Origin of the sequence: Bacillus methanolicus MGA3 (assembly GCF_000724485.1) — a bacterium.
Lineage (GTDB): Bacteria > Bacillota > Bacilli > Bacillales > Cytobacillaceae > Bacillus_Z > Bacillus_Z methanolicus_A.
Genome location: NZ_CP007739.1, coordinates 2,582,646 through 2,599,092, shown reverse-complemented (window position 1 = coordinate 2,599,092; position 16,447 = coordinate 2,582,646). Strand labels below are relative to the sequence as shown.

15 protein-coding genes and 1 other annotated feature are annotated in these 16,447 nt (G+C 38.1%); all 15 genes read left to right on the top strand.

The window, feature by feature from the left end; genetic code table 11:
- Window positions 1-48 precede the first annotated feature (48 nt).
- The 15 genes from hflK (at window position 49) to rpmI (ending at window position 16,440) form a co-directional block, all read left to right on the top strand.
- The gene (gene hflK / locus BMMGA3_RS12575) at window positions 49-1,014 is read left to right on the top strand and encodes an FtsH protease activity modulator HflK (protein WP_003347471.1); all 966 of its coding nucleotides are present in this window, start codon (window positions 49-51) and stop codon (window positions 1,012-1,014) included.
- Window positions 1,007-1,939 carry a protease modulator HflC gene (gene hflC / locus BMMGA3_RS12570; protein WP_003347473.1) on the top strand — a complete coding sequence of 311 codons (933 nt, stop codon included), beginning with the start codon at window positions 1,007-1,009 and terminating at the stop codon, window positions 1,937-1,939. Before hflK ends, hflC begins: the two co-directional genes overlap by 8 nt.
- Before the next feature lie 119 nt (window positions 1,940-2,058).
- A complete protein-coding gene (gene polA / locus BMMGA3_RS12565) occupies window positions 2,059-4,692 on the top strand; it encodes a DNA polymerase I (RefSeq protein WP_003347475.1) in 2,634 nt (877 codons plus the stop codon).
- Between the two features lie 28 nt (window positions 4,693-4,720).
- Window positions 4,721-5,545 (top strand): DNA-formamidopyrimidine glycosylase, encoded by an 825-nt coding sequence (mutM, locus tag BMMGA3_RS12560; RefSeq protein ID WP_003347479.1) that lies wholly within the window; start codon window positions 4,721-4,723, stop codon window positions 5,543-5,545.
- Between the two features lie 76 nt (window positions 5,546-5,621).
- Window positions 5,622-6,257, top strand: a complete 636-nt coding sequence (ytaF, locus tag BMMGA3_RS12555; RefSeq protein ID WP_003347481.1) for a sporulation membrane protein YtaF — start codon at window positions 5,622-5,624, stop codon at window positions 6,255-6,257.
- 20 nt (window positions 6,258-6,277) lie between these two features.
- Window positions 6,278-6,880 (top strand): dephospho-CoA kinase, encoded by a 603-nt coding sequence (coaE, locus tag BMMGA3_RS12550; protein ID WP_003347483.1) that lies wholly within the window; start codon window positions 6,278-6,280, stop codon window positions 6,878-6,880.
- 235 nt (window positions 6,881-7,115) lie between these two features.
- Window positions 7,116-8,147 (top strand): glyceraldehyde-3-phosphate dehydrogenase, encoded by a 1,032-nt coding sequence (locus BMMGA3_RS12545; protein WP_003347486.1) that lies wholly within the window; start codon window positions 7,116-7,118, stop codon window positions 8,145-8,147.
- A gap of 320 nt (window positions 8,148-8,467) precedes the next feature.
- The gene (speD, locus tag BMMGA3_RS12540; RefSeq protein ID WP_003347488.1) at window positions 8,468-8,848 is read left to right on the top strand and encodes an adenosylmethionine decarboxylase; all 381 of its coding nucleotides are present in this window, start codon (window positions 8,468-8,470) and stop codon (window positions 8,846-8,848) included.
- Window positions 8,849-9,056: 208 nt separating this feature from the next.
- Entirely contained in the window at window positions 9,057-9,527 is a 471-nt protein-coding gene (gene nrdR / locus BMMGA3_RS12535; protein ID WP_003347490.1) for a transcriptional regulator NrdR, read from the top strand.
- Between the two features lie 60 nt (window positions 9,528-9,587).
- The gene (locus BMMGA3_RS12530; RefSeq protein WP_003347492.1) at window positions 9,588-10,982 is read left to right on the top strand and encodes a replication initiation and membrane attachment family protein; all 1,395 of its coding nucleotides are present in this window, start codon (window positions 9,588-9,590) and stop codon (window positions 10,980-10,982) included.
- Window positions 10,983-10,998: 16 nt separating this feature from the next.
- Window positions 10,999-11,928: a primosomal protein DnaI gene (gene dnaI / locus BMMGA3_RS12525; protein WP_003347493.1), complete on the top strand. Its 930-nt coding sequence runs from the start codon at window positions 10,999-11,001 to the stop codon at window positions 11,926-11,928.
- 146 nt (window positions 11,929-12,074) lie between these two features.
- A complete protein-coding gene (gene ytxC, locus BMMGA3_RS12520) occupies window positions 12,075-12,941 on the top strand; it encodes a putative sporulation protein YtxC (protein WP_003347494.1) in 867 nt (288 codons plus the stop codon).
- A gap of 368 nt (window positions 12,942-13,309) precedes the next feature.
- Window positions 13,310-15,244: a threonine--tRNA ligase gene (thrS, locus tag BMMGA3_RS12515; RefSeq protein WP_003347495.1), complete on the top strand. Its 1,935-nt coding sequence runs from the start codon at window positions 13,310-13,312 to the stop codon at window positions 15,242-15,244.
- A gap of 281 nt (window positions 15,245-15,525) precedes the next feature.
- Window positions 15,526-15,651 (top strand) — a sequence feature (ribosomal protein L20 leader region).
- Between the two features lie 53 nt (window positions 15,652-15,704).
- Entirely contained in the window at window positions 15,705-16,223 is a 519-nt protein-coding gene (infC, locus tag BMMGA3_RS12510; protein WP_185762590.1) for a translation initiation factor IF-3, read from the top strand.
- A 16-nt stretch (window positions 16,224-16,239) separates the two neighbouring features.
- Entirely contained in the window at window positions 16,240-16,440 is a 201-nt protein-coding gene (gene rpmI / locus BMMGA3_RS12505) for a 50S ribosomal protein L35 (RefSeq protein ID WP_003347497.1), read from the top strand.
- Window positions 16,441-16,447 lie beyond the last annotated feature (7 nt).

Sequence of the window (16,447 nt, the reverse complement as noted above, 5' to 3'; positions counted from 1 at the left end):
TATTTTCGTATAAAAAGAAACCAAATCTTTATAAAGAAAGGGAGAGGCATGATTAGTTTAAAGAGGATTTATACAATTGCCGGCCTTGTTATTCTTGTTGTCATTTTATGTATCGTTGTTTTTTCAACCTGGTATACGGTCGATGAGTCTGAACAGGCTGTCATCTTAACATTCGGCAAAGTTGAGGAAGGGATCACTGAGCCGGGTCTTCATCTTAAATTGCCATGGCCGATACAAAGTGTAAAAAAACTTTCAAAAGAAACGTTCAGTCTCCAATTTGGCTATGAAGAAAAGGAAGGGAAAATAAAAGAGTTTCCAGATGAGACCAAAATGATTACCGGAGATGAGAACATCGTTCTTGCCGATTTGGTCGTCCAATGGAAAATTACTAACCCTGAAAAATATTTGTACAACTCAGATAATCCAAAAGAAATTTTATATGATGCTACATCCGCTTCATTAAGAAGCATTATCGGCAGTTCTAAAATTGATGATGCATTAACATCAGGAAAAGCAGAAATTGAAGCGGAAGTCCGCGATTTGCTTTCTACTCTCATAGATAAGTATGATATTGGCATATCTATCCTTGCTGTAAAGCTTCAGGATGTGGAACTTCCGAATGATAAAGTACGGAAAGCTTTTACAAATGTAACAGACGCACGTGAAACGATGAATACAAAGATTAATGAAGCAAAAAAATATGAGAACAAACGGAAAAACGAAGCACTAGGGGAAAAAGATGCATTGATCGCCACTGCCGAGGGTGACAAAGCTGCCCGGATTGAGCGCGCTCGCGGGGATGTAGCTATATTTAACAAGCTTTATGAAGAATACAGGAAAAACCCAAATATAACAAGGCAGCGCCTCGTACTTGAAACGATTGAACAAGTATTGCCAAATACCGAGATTTATATTATGAATGATGACGGCAATACGCTAAAGTATTTCCCGATTCGCCCTCTGGAAAAAGAGAAGCCGAAAGCTCAAGAGCAAGGAAGTGAAAACAATGAGTAAAAAAGTAGTGAATTTGAAAGAGGGAACCGGAAATGGTTTCGAGTGGCGAAATTATATTAAAATTGGAATCTTTTTGGTTTTCCTTATTGCTTTTCTCATTCTTGTTTTCACTAATCTGTTTATTGTAAAAGAAGGGGAATATAAAGTCATTCGTCAATTCGGTGAAGTTGTGAGAATAGAAAAGGAACCGGGATTAAGCTATAAAATTCCGTTCGTTCAAAGCGTTACCACTCTTCCAAAATACCAAATGACGTATGATGTATCGGAAGCAGAAATCAATACTAAAGACAAAAAAAGAATGTTAATTGATAACTATGCGATTTGGAGAATTGAAGATCCGAAAAAAATGATTACGAATGCGAGAACTGTTGAGAATGCAGAAACGCGAATGGAAGAATTCATTTACTCAGTTGTCCGCACAGAGTTGGGGCAATTAAATTATGATGAAATTATTAATGATGAAAAATCATCAAGAGGATCATTAAATGATCGCGTCACAGAAAAAGTAAATGAATTGCTATCAAAAGATAACTATGGAATTGTTGTTGTAGATGTAAGGATAAAGCGGACAGATCTGCCTGAAGAAAATGAACAATCTGTGTATACAAGAATGATTTCGGAGCGTGAATCAAAAGCACAGGAATACCTTTCCATGGGGGATGCACAAAAAAACAGAATAATAGCGGAAACAGACCGTCAAGTAAAGGAAATTTTAGCGAAAGCCCAAGCTGACGCAGAGACGATCCGTGCTGAGGGTGAAGCAGAAGCAGCTAAAATTTACAACAAAGCTTTTTCGAAAGATCCTGACTTTTATTCTATGTTCCGGACACTTGAATCTTATAAGAAAACAATCAATGGAGAGACGGTCATTGTTCTTCCGTCCGATTCCCCATATGCCCGCTTATTAATGGGATATACAAGATAATTATACGAATACAATCAGCCGTTATTTTCCTTTCTAATTCTTCTCGTGATAGAATGAAGAAGGGAAAATAACGGTTTTTTGTTCGAACATATAGATTTATTTCTGAAGGAGGACTTGTGTTGGAGAAGAAACTCGTTTTAATAGATGGCAATAGTATTGCATACCGGGCATTCTTTGCTCTTCCATTATTAAATAATGAAAAAGGCGTCCATACAAATGCAGTTTACGGATTTACGATGATGCTGATGAAAATACTTGAAGATGAGAAGCCAACACATATACTTGTAGCATTTGATGCAGGCAAAACAACTTTTCGCCATAAAACGTACAGCGAATACAAGGGAGGAAGACAGAAAACGCCTCCAGAGTTATCGGAGCAATTCCCATTTATCCGTGAATTACTGGATGCTTTTGGGATTCCTCAGTATGAATTGGAAAATTACGAGGCCGACGACATTATTGGCACACTTTCAAAACGGGCGGAAAAGGAAGGGTTTCAAGTTAAAGTTATTTCCGGGGATAAAGATTTAACCCAGCTCTGTTCTGAGAAAACGACGGTCGGTATTACTCGCAAAGGAATAACAGATATTGAAGAATATACTCCTGACCATATAAAAGAAAAATATGGGCTGACTCCTGAACAAATTATTGATATGAAAGGATTAATGGGCGATGCATCAGATAATATTCCAGGTGTTCCGGGGGTAGGGGAAAAAACAGCGATTAAGCTTCTCACTGAATTTAAATCGGTTGAAAACCTGTTAAACTCGATTGATCAAGTGACCGGAAAAAAATTGAAAGAAAAGCTGGAGGAATTTAAAGAACAAGCGCTCATGAGCAAAGAGTTGGCTAGGATTACGACAGAAGCTCCGGTAGACTTTGAACTAATGGAGATTGAATATGAGGGGCTCCAAAAAGACAAGGTTATTAAACTTTTTAAGGAGCTTGCATTTCATTCTTTATTAGACAAGATTAGTGGAGAATCTGAGGCAGAAGAAACAGAGCCGATGGAAGAAATTGAATTTGAAATTGTGTCCAATGTTCAATCACACATATTCGCCGATAATAATGTCTTTTATGTTGAAGTGCTCGAGGATAATTATCATTATGCTGACATTATCGGATTTTCAGTTGTTAATGAAAAAGGCAAGTTTTTTATTTCTGTAGAAAACGCTTTAAAATCAGAGGCTTTCAGAGAATGGGCAGAAGATGAAACGAAAAAGAAAACCGTTTATGATGCAAAACGGTCTGAAGTCGTCCTCCGGCACCATCAAATTCATTTAAAAGGCGTGGAATTTGACTTTTTGTTGGCCTCTTACATTATTAACCCGTCTGAATCTATCGATGATATCGCGTCAATTGCCAAACGGTACAATTTTACTAGTGTTCAATCAGATGAAGCTTTTTACGGGAAAGGGGCGAAACGGAAAATTCCTGATGAAGAAAAACTGGCAGAACACCTTGTCCGAAAAGCGGCTGCAATGGAGGCATTAAAGGAAAAACTTGAATTAGAGTTAAAGGAAAACCAGCAATATGAATTATTTAAGGAACTTGAAATGCCTCTGTCACTCATTCTTGCAGATATGGAATACCAAGGGGTAAAGATTGATATCAATCGTCTCCGAGAAATGGGTCATGAAATCAATGAGCAGCTAAAGGAAATTGAAAATAAAATTTATGATTTAGCCGGTGAAAAGTTCAATATCAACTCTCCTAAACAGCTTGGCGTTATTTTATTTGAAAAGCTTGGACTTCCAGTGATGAAAAAAACAAAAACCGGTTATTCGACTTCAGCCGATGTATTGGAAAAGCTTGAACATGAGCACGAGATTGTAAGGGAAATTCTTCATTACCGACAGCTTGGAAAATTACAGTCTACGTATATTGAAGGACTTCTTAAGGTAGTTGACCCGAAAACAAATAAAGTCCATACAAGGTTTAACCAAGCGTTAACACAGACAGGACGGCTTAGCTCTACCGACCCGAATTTACAAAACATACCAATACGGCTTGAAGAAGGGCGGAAAATTCGCCAGGCATTTATCCCTTCGGAAAAAGACTGGGTGATTTTTGCTGCCGATTATTCGCAAATTGAATTAAGGGTGCTCGCTCATATTGCCAATGATGAAAAATTGATCCAGGCTTTTAAAGAGGATTTGGATATCCATACAAAAACAGCGATGGAAGTCTTTCATGTCGAAAAAGAAGAAGTAACTTCCAATATGCGCCGCCATGCAAAAGCCGTCAATTTTGGTATTGTATACGGTATTAGTGATTATGGATTATCCCAAAGCCTTGGTATTACGAGAAAGGAAGCCGCTAAATTTATTGAAAGATATCTTGAAAGCTATCCCGGCGTGAAAGAATATATGGAAGAGATCGTGAAAGATGCCAAGCAAAAAGGATATGTCTCAACGATTCTTCATCGCCGCCGCTATTTACCAGAAATTACAAGCCGTAATTATAATGTTCGAAGCTTTGCAGAGAGAACGGCAATGAACACGCCAATTCAAGGAAGTGCTGCAGATATTATTAAAAAGGCAATGATTGACATGGCAGAACGGCTGAAAGCTGAAGGATTGAAAACTCGTCTTCTTTTGCAAGTGCATGACGAATTAATATTTGAAGCGCCAAAAGACGAGATTGAAAAACTAAAAGAAATTGTACCAGATGTCATGGAGAATGCTGTTGAATTAAAGGTGCCGTTAAAAGTGGATTATTCTTTCGGCCCAACATGGTTTGATGCAAAATAAAGAAAACAAATAAAAGGAGGTAAAAGTGTTGCCGGAACTTCCGGAAGTAGAAACAATAAGAAGGACATTAATAAAGCTTGTTCTACATAAACAGATTGACCGTGTATCTGTTTTTTGGCCGAAAATGATAAAACACCCTGAAGAAGTTGAACAGTTTAAAGACGCTTTAATTGGCCAAACGATTGTACAGATCAGCAGAAGGGGTAAATTATTGATTTTTTATACGAATGATTATGCCCTTGTTTCCCATTTGCGGATGGAAGGGCGGTACACTTTGTTTTCGAAGAATGATCCGGTCGAAAAGCATACACATGTCATTTTTCATTTTTCCGACGGAACAGAGTTGCGATATAAAGATGTTCGTAAATTTGGAACAATGCATTTGTATAAAAAAGGAACTGAATTTCAATATCCTCCGTTGAATCAGCTCGGACCGGAACCTTTTTCTGATTCTTTCACGATCGGCTCGCTTTCAGAAAAACTCAAGAAAACGAACAGAAAAGTGAAAACAGCGCTTTTGGATCAAAAAATCGTGGTCGGGCTTGGAAATATTTATGTCGATGAGGCTTTGTTTCGAGCGAAAATTCATCCGGAAAGGATAGCCAATTCATTGACTGACGAGGAAATCGAACGCCTTCATCGTGAAATCATCGAAACCTTATCTGAAGCAGTTTCCAAAGGAGGAAGCACGGTTCGGTCGTATGTTAATTCCCAGGGACAAATCGGTATGTTTCAGTTAGAACATTTTGTTTACGGCCGAGAGGGCGAAGTATGTAAGATTTGCGGTTCACCGCTTGAAAAATCAGTTGTAGGCGGCAGGGGCACACATTACTGCGCAAACTGCCAAAAATGATTTTACGAATAACTGCACATCAGATAGGCTCCTTTCATATACTATCCTTAGCGATTGACAGGAAGGAGCTCTTAAGATGGCGCAGTTGATTTCACTTCTATTATTGTCTTTTGCAGTCAGCCTTGACAGTTTTAGTGTAGGCTTTACTTATGGATTAAAGAAAATGAAAATCCCATTTAAATCGCTTGCCGTTTTAGCGTGCTGTTCAGCTGTGACGCTGTTGGCATCTATGGGAATCGGTCATTTTTTTGAAAACCTTTTTAAATCGGAAGCATCACAAAGTTTAGGGGGCATTATTCTGATTTTTCTAGGCGGCTGGGTTTTGATTCAATTTTTCCTGCCAGAAAAAAATAAGGATAGTCTCCATAGTGAAAAAACAATTGTTAATTTTGAAATTAAATCGTTAGGAATTGTGATTAATATTCTTCGTAAACCTATGTCAGCAGATTTTGACCGATCAGGAACAATTACCGGCATCGAAGCATTTATGTTGGGGCTTGCTTTATCATTAGATGCTTTTGGAGCTGGGTTCGGTGCTGCAATGCTCGGGTATTCTCCGATTCTTTTAGCAGTGACCGTAGCAGTTATGAGTTCATTATTTATGTATCTTGGGATCAATATCGGGGCGTTGTTTTCAAACTGCATTTGGATACAAAAGTTTACTTTTATACCTGGTGTCTTGCTAATATTCATTGGAATTTGGAAAATGTAGTAATAAGAGAGGAATTGGATATGGCTTTAGTCATAGGATTAACAGGCGGTATTGCAAGCGGGAAAAGCACCGTTTCAAATATGATCAAAGATCTTGGAATTACGGTTATTGATGCGGATGTTGAAGCCCGCCTAGCTGTTGAAAAAGGTAAAAAGGCATATCATGAAATTATTTCGCATTTTGGCCCGGAAATTTTACAAAGCGATGGCACGATTGATCGAGGAAAACTTGGATCGATTGTCTTTCATGATAGCGAGAAGCGTTTGCTTTTAAACAGCATTGTCCATCCTGCTGTCCGCGAGCAAATGCTTACCAAAAAAATAGACGCTGAAGCTCGTGGAGAACATTTAATTGTTTTGGATATTCCCCTTTTGTTTGAAAGCAAGCTGACATATATGGTTGACAAAACATTGCTCGTTTATGTAGATGAAGAGACACAGTTAAGAAGGCTCATGGAGCGCAACAATTTTACGGAGCAGGAAGCAAAAGCGAGAATTAATTCACAGATGCCGTTAAAGGAAAAAATATCATTAGCAGATGCAGTGATCGATAACAACGGAACGATTGAAGAAACGCGGAAACAGCTTATGCGAATTTTACACGAATGGAAATATACTGAATGACAGAAAGGGAGGATTTTATTCCTCTCTTTTTATTTTAATGGAGTTTTTTCGAATTGCCTTAATTAAAAAAGACATACTAAAAACAAATAAACAGCATTATAATAGTACAAATATTTTGGATAATAAAATATTTATAAATTCCGCATTTTATATAACACATACAAGCAATAATATGTTATACTAATTACAGAAATGTTCACGAAAAGTATAACATTAATGTGGAAGGAGACGAAAAATGAAGGCAAGAATAGCGATTAACGGTTTTGGAAGAATTGGACGAATGGTGTTTAGAAAGGCCATTCAAGAAGATAACATTGATATTGTGGCCATTAATGCAAGCTATCCTCCTGAAACGTTGGCCCATTTAATAAAATATGACTCAACACATGGAAAATTTGACGGAGAAGTCATTCCAGAGGAACAATCTTTGCTTGTGAACGGTAAACGAGTGCAACTGTTAAATAATCGAAATCCGCAAGAACTTCCATGGAAAGAGTTAAACATTGATATTGTGATTGAAGCAACAGGAAAATTTAATTCCCGTGACAAAGCGAGCCTTCATCTTGATGCAGGTGCAAAGAAAGTAATTTTGACGGCTCCAGGGAAAGATGAAGATGTAACCATTGTTATGGGAGTAAATGAAAGCGTTTTAAATATTGATAAACATGATATTATCTCAAATGCTTCATGTACGACGAATTGTTTAGCGCCTGTAGCCAAAGTGCTTGATGAGAAGTTTGGAATCATCAATGGATTTATGACGACTGTTCATGCATATACAAATGACCAAAAGAATCTTGATAATCCCCACAAGGACTTGCGCCGTGCAAGAGCATGCGGACAGTCAATCATTCCAACGAGCACCGGTGCGGCGAAAGCTTTGTCATTAGTGCTGCCGCAGCTTAAAGGCAAACTTCATGGTATAGCACTTCGCGTTCCAACACCAAATGTTTCTCTTGTAGATTTGGTTGTTGACTTGAAACGTGAAGTTACTGCTGATGAAATAAATGAGGCATTTCTTTCAGCATCCAATGGTTCATTGAATGGTATTCTTGATATTACTTATGATCCACTTGTTTCAATCGATTTTAATACAAATGAACATTCAGCTATTATTGATGGTCTTTCAACGATGGTGATCGGCGCTAATAAGGTGAAAGTGTTAGCATGGTATGACAATGAGTGGGGCTATTCTTGCCGCGTTGTTGAACTTGCCAAATATGTTGCAAAGGAAATGTTCACCAGGTCTGAAGTAAAAGTCGGATAATCAAACTTTTAATTTTGAGTTCTTAATTACCTAAATGCTTACCGGATACCGGTAAGTTTTTTTTTTCGATTAAAAATTGTATGAACTATATCCATTTCTCTATTAACAACATTTCTCATAAAAAAAACTTATTCATGTATTGCAAAAAAAATATAAACAAAGTATACTATTCATCGTGAACTTCTTGAAATAAGGTAACGATAGCTACTTAAAGGGTTAGGACCTCTTTGGACTAACTTTCCCCCGTGGTAGTTTGGATACCAGTCTCGAATAGAAATTTCAGGAAAATCAGTAAAAAAGTTAAAGGGGGAGCTTGAATTATGGAAACAATTGGTCGTCACGTTATTTCAGAACTGTGGGGTTGCGATTTCGAAAAGTTAAATGACATGGAGCAAATTGAAAAAATCTTCGTTAATGCTGCATTAAAATCAGGTGCAGAAATCCGTGAAGTAGCGTTTCACAAATTTGCACCGCAGGGTGTAAGCGGAGTTGTTATTATTTCCGAGTCTCATTTAACAATTCACAGTTTTCCTGAGCACGGTTACGCCAGCATTGATGTTTATACGTGCGGCGATTTAGATCCTAACATTGCTGCAGATTATATTGCAGAAGCGTTAGGAGCCCAAACACGCGAAAATATTGAAATCCCGCGGGGTATGGGTCCTGTTCAAGTGAAACAAGCAAAAGCTCAAGCTTTGTAATAATTGAAAACGAATGATAAGAGGTGTATTTAATACACCTCTTTTTTATTATCTAAAATATGTGTATTTAAATAATTAGTAAGTGAATTTATATATAGGATCTGTCAAAAAACTAAATGGCCGAGTCCCACTTGTACTATTATTTTCTTTTTTATAAGATATTAGTAAGTGATCGTTTATTTACTAATCTTTTGCTGGAGCTGATGGTATGAAATGCCCTTCATGTCAAAATAACAGTACTCGTGTTTTAGATTCCCGGCCTGTTGATGAGGGGCGGTCAATTCGCAGAAGGCGGGAATGTGAAAGTTGCGGGTACCGTTTTACAACGTTTGAAAAAGTAGAAGAAATTCCTCTTATTGTCGTTAAAAAAGAAGGAACACGCGAAGAATTCAGCCGGGAAAAAATTTTAAGAGGGCTTATAAAAGCATGTGAAAAAAGGCCTGTTGCACTTAATCAATTAGAAGATATTACCCATGAGGTTGAAAAAGAACTTCGAAACCAAGGTGTGTCTGAAATAAAAAGTGAAACGATCGGTGAAATGGTGATGGACAGGCTTGCCAAAGTTGATGAAGTTGCATACGTCCGATTTGCCTCTGTTTATCGTCAATTTAAGGATATAAATGTCTTCATTGAAGAATTAAAAGAATTGATAAAGAAAGAACAGTCAAAACGGAGCTGAAGATAATCTTTAGCTCTTTTTTCAATACATGTATTATTATTTTGAAAGGTTTGAATAAGGATGGCACAGCATTGGCAAGAAATTTTACCGGTTGACCGATATATCGTTGCGGCTAGCGGGCTTCTACATGATTATGACCGCAAAGTTTTGACTTTTCTATATCAGCCGTTAATTGGGCCTGTATGTTTTAGTTTATACATGACTTTATGGGCTGAATTGGAAGAAAATCGGCTTTGGTCTGAATCTTCTTCCCATCATAATTTAATGACAATGATGGATATGAACCTTAAAGAGATTTATCAGGCCCGCTTGAAGCTGGAAGGAATCGGATTAATGAAATGCTATGTCCGTCATGATGATGATAATCGTGAATTTATTTATGAGCTCCTGCCTCCGTTGACACCGGAACAGTTTTTTTTAGATGGGATGCTAAATATATATTTGTACCGAAAAATTGGAAAAAATCAATTCAACCGCCTAAAGCGATTTTTCAGTGATCAAAAAATTCCTGAACCGACTGATTATAAAGAAATCACAAAGGCATTTCAGGATGTTTTTGCTTCTGCTCCTCCTTCCGCTTTTCAATTGAATAAAGAAGCATTGAATGATATTCAACCTGCCGACGGTCAGGTTTTTATTGGAAGGAAAGAGCAGGAGGGAATACAAATTGACGAATCGACATTTAACTTTGAACTGCTGCAAGCAGGCTTGCAGGAATCCCTTGTTCCGAAAAAAGCTTTAAACAAAAAGGTAAGAGAGGCAATTAGCAACTTAGCTTTTCTTTATGGAATCGATGCGATTCAAATGAAGAATATTGTTATTAGTGCTGTCACGGCAGATAATGAGATTGATATTGGAGAACTAAGAAAAGCAGCAAGAGATTGGTATCAATTTGAACATAATGATGAGCTCCCTTCTCTTGTAGACCGGGTGCAGCCGGTTAATTACCGTTCGAGCAATTCTGAACCGAAATCAAAGGAAGAAGAGCTAATCCGCTATTTTGAAACGACTTCACCAAGACAGCTCTTAAAAGACCTTTCAGGCGGAGCGGAGGCTTCAAATGCTGATTTAAAAATTATTGAAGAAATTATGTTTAATCAAAAGCTTCTTCCGGGAGTTGTGAATGTACTTGTTCAATATGTTATGCTAAAGACAGATATGAAACTTACAAAAGGGTATATTGAAAAAATCGCCAGTCATTGGGCACGCAAAAAAATTAAAACGGTTAAAGAAGCTATGGAACTTGCAAAAAATGAGCACAAACAATATATGGAATGGGCTCAAGGAAAGAAAACAGCCGGTTCTCAATCGAGAAAGAAACCTGTTCGCACGGAAATGCTGCCTGATTGGTTCGTTCAAAAACAATCAGCCGAACAGAAAAATGAGGAAGAAGATGATTTTGATTTCGAAGCTGAAAAGCGTAAATTAGAACAGGAGCTTAAAAAGTATAAGTGAGGGGGTGAGTCTTTACATGCAAAAAATAAATGATACATTAAAAAAACTTGCAAATCATGTGGATTTTCAAAAACGATATGAATTAATGAAACAAAAAATTTATCAAGATCCATACGTAAAAGCATTCTTGGCTGAAAATCAAGGTTCCATTACCTCGGATATGCTTGAAAAAAGTTTAACAAAGCTTTATGAATACAGTACTCAAAGCAAAGAATGCGAAGAGTGTCCAAGCCTTGAAGGATGCAAAAATATCATGAAAGGCTACCACCCTCACTTAGTGTTGACTGGGAGTTCAATTGATATCAATTATGACCGTTGTCCGCGTAAACGGTTATACGACAAACGAAAAAAAGAAGAAAGATTAATCCAGAGCATATATGTGCCAAAAGAGATTCTTCATTCTTCTCTCGGTGAACTTGACTTGGACAAAGGAAGGCTTAAAGCAATTAAGCTGGCAAAAGATTTCGTTGAAACATACCGGCCCGGAGAGAAACAGAAAGGGCTTTATTTGTATGGGCCATTTGGAACGGGAAAAACGTATTTATTAGGTGCCATTGCCAACGAACTGGCTAAAAAACAGATAAGCTCTTTAATTGTTTATGTTCCAGAATTTTTCCGGGAAATGAAGAATTCGATCGGCGACCAAACGGTAAATGAGAAACTTGAGATTATGAAAAAAACTCCAATCTTAATGCTTGATGATATTGGGGCAGAAACGATGAGCAGCTGGGCAAGAGATGAGATATTGGGAACCATTCTTCAATTCCGGATGATGGAGAACTTGCCTACTTTTTTTACCTCTAATTTTAACACGACAGAATTGCAGCACCATCTTGCCCATAGCCAGCGCGGTGAAGAAGAGCAGATGAAGGCTGCAAGAATAATGGAGAGGATCAAATATCTTTCCACGCCTGTAAAAGTGGATGGTCCTAACCGTAGAGTATAATATGGAAAGGCGCCTTTTTGGCGGCCTTTTTCTTTTTTTATGAAAAATAAGAAATACTTTTCCTTTTGTTCGACTTCTATTTTGGCCATGTCCTCCATATACATAAAAGCAGAGATTTGTTTCTCACGTGATAAGGGGGGATTTGGTTGATTGAAATCATCTTCCAAAACTATGAGGATGCTTCAAACCTGCACAAGGCATTACAGCTCCATTTATCCTCTGAAGCTTATAAAAATATTCTTCTTTTCGAAGATCGACATATAGCAAAAGTGTCAATAAATTCGCTTTCGAACGATACTTTGCGTGCTATCAAAAAAGCATTCTATGAATTTATCACTTATACGAAACGTGATGATTGGCTGCGAGCGATTATAGCAGAGCATTACTATTATGAGGATCCCGAGGAGCAGCAGCAAATTCTTGACATCATTCATTCGATTCTTGAAGGAAAACGGGAGGAATTGGAAATCTTTTTTAAAGATACTAATCTAGAAACTACATTAATTCATGCAATGGACCTGATTTTTCGGGAAAATCTCTCTTTTTCTTTTGATTCATTTGTTAAGTTTCGATTAAGGCCGTTTTTAGATTTGCTTGAGAAGTATGTACAAGTATCGATTGATGAATACAAAATGGAGCAGGAATACCAAATATTTATTAATACATTAAGAAAATATTTAGAAATGAAACCATCGAAAATTTCTCATCTTCATTTGTTAATTGATGAGGGAATTACCTTTTTTGATGAACAATATGATGAGATTAAGCGAGGAGAGCTTGCGAGAATGATTGACAGGAAATTGTTATTTAATCATCCTGTCTATGTTGATTCTGCTACGATCGCTCCGCTGTTGTCAATTGCACCTGCCACGATTTTTCTTTATACAGAAGAACCGGATCAGCCGTTAATCCGGACAATTGTAAATATATTTGAAGAACGTGTTTCAATTAAACCTGTTTCCGACTTGAATGGACAAAATAGCATTATTCCATTTACAGATGAGGAGAATTGAAACCGTCCCTTGCTTTTCCGAAAATTTCGCACTATAATAACGTACATAATCAATAATAAAGTTTATTTGTAAAAGGTAATGATGAGGACAAGGGTATTCTTTCACGGTTTACAGAGAGGGAAAGCAAGGCTGAAACTTTCCTAACACGGATGGAATGCTTACCACCTCTAAACTTCAGCTCTGAACGTGAATGAAAAGAGTGGTATTCACTAGTAAGTGCTGACGGCTTCAGACCGTTATTCTGTTTCAAAGCCATCGTGCCTGAAGATTCTTGGCAGGTGGGAATTTGGGTGGAACCACGGGTAATCAACTCGTCCCTTATTACAGGGACGGGTTTTTTATTTTTTACTGAAAAAGGAGGAAAAGTCATGTCAGACGTTGTGAAAATTACGTTTCCTGATGGAGCAGTAAAGGAGTTTCCAAAAGGAACGACAACGGAAGATATCGCGGCTTCTATTAGTCCTGGACTAAAGAAAAAAGCCATTGCCGGTAAATTAAACGGCCAAATGTATGATCTTCGCCGTCCGATCGAAGAAGACGGAGAAATAGAAATTATTACTCCTGACCGTGACGAGGCATTAGAGGTGCTTCGCCACAGTACGGCTCATTTAATGGCTCAGGCTATTAAACGTTTGTACAAAAATGTAAAACTTGGCGTTGGGCCTGTCATTGAAGGCGGTTTTTACTATGATATTGACCTTGAGGAATCTCTGACTCCGGACGATTTGCCGCGAATCGAAAAAGAAATGAAAAAAATTGTTAATGAGAATCTTGAAATTGTCCGCAAAGAAGTAAGCCGTGAAGAAGCAGTAAAACTTTATAAAGAAATAGGCGATGAATACAAGCTTGAATTAATTGAAGCCATTCCGGCTGGCGAGAAGGTAACCATTTATGAGCAGGGCGAATTTTTCGATCTTTGCCGCGGCGTTCATGTACCTTCCACTGGAAAAATTAAAGAGTTTAAACTGCTCAGCATTGCAGGCGCTTATTGGCGCGGGGACAGCAATAACAAAATGCTGCAGCGCATCTACGGAACAGCTTTCTTTAAAAAGGAAGACCTCGAGGAACATTTGCGTCTTCTGGAAGAAGCGAAAGAACGCGACCATCGCAAGCTTGGAAAAGAGCTTAACTTATTTACAAACTCACAAAAGGTTGGACAGGGGCTGCCGCTCTGGCTTCCAAAAGGTGCAACAATCCGCCGTGTGATCGAGCGGTACATCGTTGATAAAGAAATTCGTCTTGGCTATGACCATGTTTATACTCCAATCATGGGAAGTGTGGAATTATATAAAACTTCCGGCCACTGGGATCATTATCAGGAAAATATGTTCCCTGTCATGGAAATGGACAATGAACAGCTTGTTCTTCGGCCGATGAACTGCCCTCATCATATGATGATTTATAAAAACAGCATGCACAGCTATCGTGAATTACCGATTCGGATTGCGGAGCTTGGTACAATGCACCGCTATGAAATGTCAGGCGCCCTTTCCGGACTGCAGCGTGTGCGTGGAATGACATTAAATGACGCCCATATCTTTGTCCGTCCTGATCAAATCAAAGACGAATTCAAGCGTGTTGTTCGTCTTGTGCTAGAGGTTTATAAAGACTTTAACATAAAAGATTATTCATTCCGCCTTTCTTATCGTGATCCGGCAGATAAAGAAAAATATTATGACGATGATCAAATGTGGGAAAAAGCCCAAGGCATGTTAAAAGAGGCAATGGATGAACTTGGTCTTGAGTATTTTGAAGCAGAGGGAGAAGCCGCCTTCTATGGTCCTAAGCTTGACGTTCAAGTCAAAACAGCATTAGGCAAGGAAGAAACTTTATCAACTGTTCAATTGGATTTCTTGCTTCCAGAGCGTTTTGATTTAACGTATGTTGGTGAAGACGGCAAACCGCATCGCCCGGTCGTTATCCACCGCGGAGTTGTTTCTACAATGGAGCGCTTTGTTGCTTTCTTAATTGAAGAATACAAGGGCGCCTTCCCAACATGGCTTGCACCGGTTCAAGTACAGGTGATCCCTGTTTCACCTGATGCTCATTATGATTATGCGAAACACGTCCAAGAAAAACTGCAGGCTGAAGGATTCCGTGTCGAACTGGATGACCGTGATGAAAAGATCGGTTACAAAATTCGCGAAGCACAAATACAAAAAATTCCGTACATGCTTGTAGTCGGTGATAAAGAAGTGGAAGAAAATGCTGTGAACGTCCGTAAATATGGTGAACAAAAATCGAAAACTGTTGCGTTTACAGACTTTATTTCTTCCTTGAAAGAAGAAGTGAAATTATCATAATGGACAAATGGAGGCTGTCTCATAGGGGTCTGACCCCATGTGTATTATCAATATATAGCACATTTATCCAACATTATGTCCTATATATTGTGTTATGGGGTCTGACCCTCTGGCTTTTGAAACAGCCCCTTTTTTATGAATCAATCCAATAAAAACAAAAAAGCTATTGCATAATGTGAGGTATTCTGTTAAAATTCAATTCGTTGTGACAAAAAGAAGTTCGATTGACACTTTTCCATGGTTTGTGATATAGTAAACTAAGTGAAAATGAATACAAGTTTGTGAAAAAGAAGAAGCACCCGCTTCTCACCTGATTGACGCTGTTGGCAGTTGACAGGTTTACGTAAAACTTTAAGGCTAGCTGTGTCTATTAGTGCGGGTGTTTTCATCCGCACTTTTTTATTTTTTATTATTCTTTTTCCAAACGATGTATTCGCTAAACAAACCTTGGAGGTGTCTGATTATTAGCAAAGACATGATTTTAAATGAGGGTATTCGTGCCCGTGAAGTCCGCCTGATTGACCAAAATGGCGAGCAATTAGGAATTAAGTCAAAAAATGAAGCACTTGAAATTGCTGCACGCGTAAATCTTGATCTCGTATTAGTTGCACCGAATGCAAAGCCTCCGGTAGCCCGAATTATGGACTATGGAAAATATAAATTCGAGCAGCAAAAAAAAGAAAGAGAAGCGCGCAAAAATCAGAAAATCATTAACGTTAAAGAAGTTCGTCTTAGTCCGACAATTGAAGAACATGATTTTAACACAAAGCTTCGAAATGCGATTAAATTCTTGGAAAAAGGCGATAAGGTGAAAGCATCGATCCGTTTTAAAGGTCGTGCAATTACACATAAGGAAATTGGCCAACGTGTTTTAGTTCGTTTTGCGGAAGCTTGCAAAGAAATTGCAACTGTCGAGTCACATCCAAAAATGGACGGCCGAAGCATGTTTATGGTTTTAGCACCTAAAAACGACAAGTAACAAGGAGGAATACCAAATGCCAAAAATGAAAACTCACCGCGGCGCTGCCAAGCGTTTCAAAAAAACTGGATCTGGTAAACTAAAACGTTCTCACGCATTCACAAGCCACTTATTTGCTAATAAAACGACTAAACAAAAACGTAAACTTCGTAAAGCAACGCTTGTTTCTAAGGGCGACTTCAAACGGATTCGTCATTTATTAGACAACATTAAGTAATCTTGAA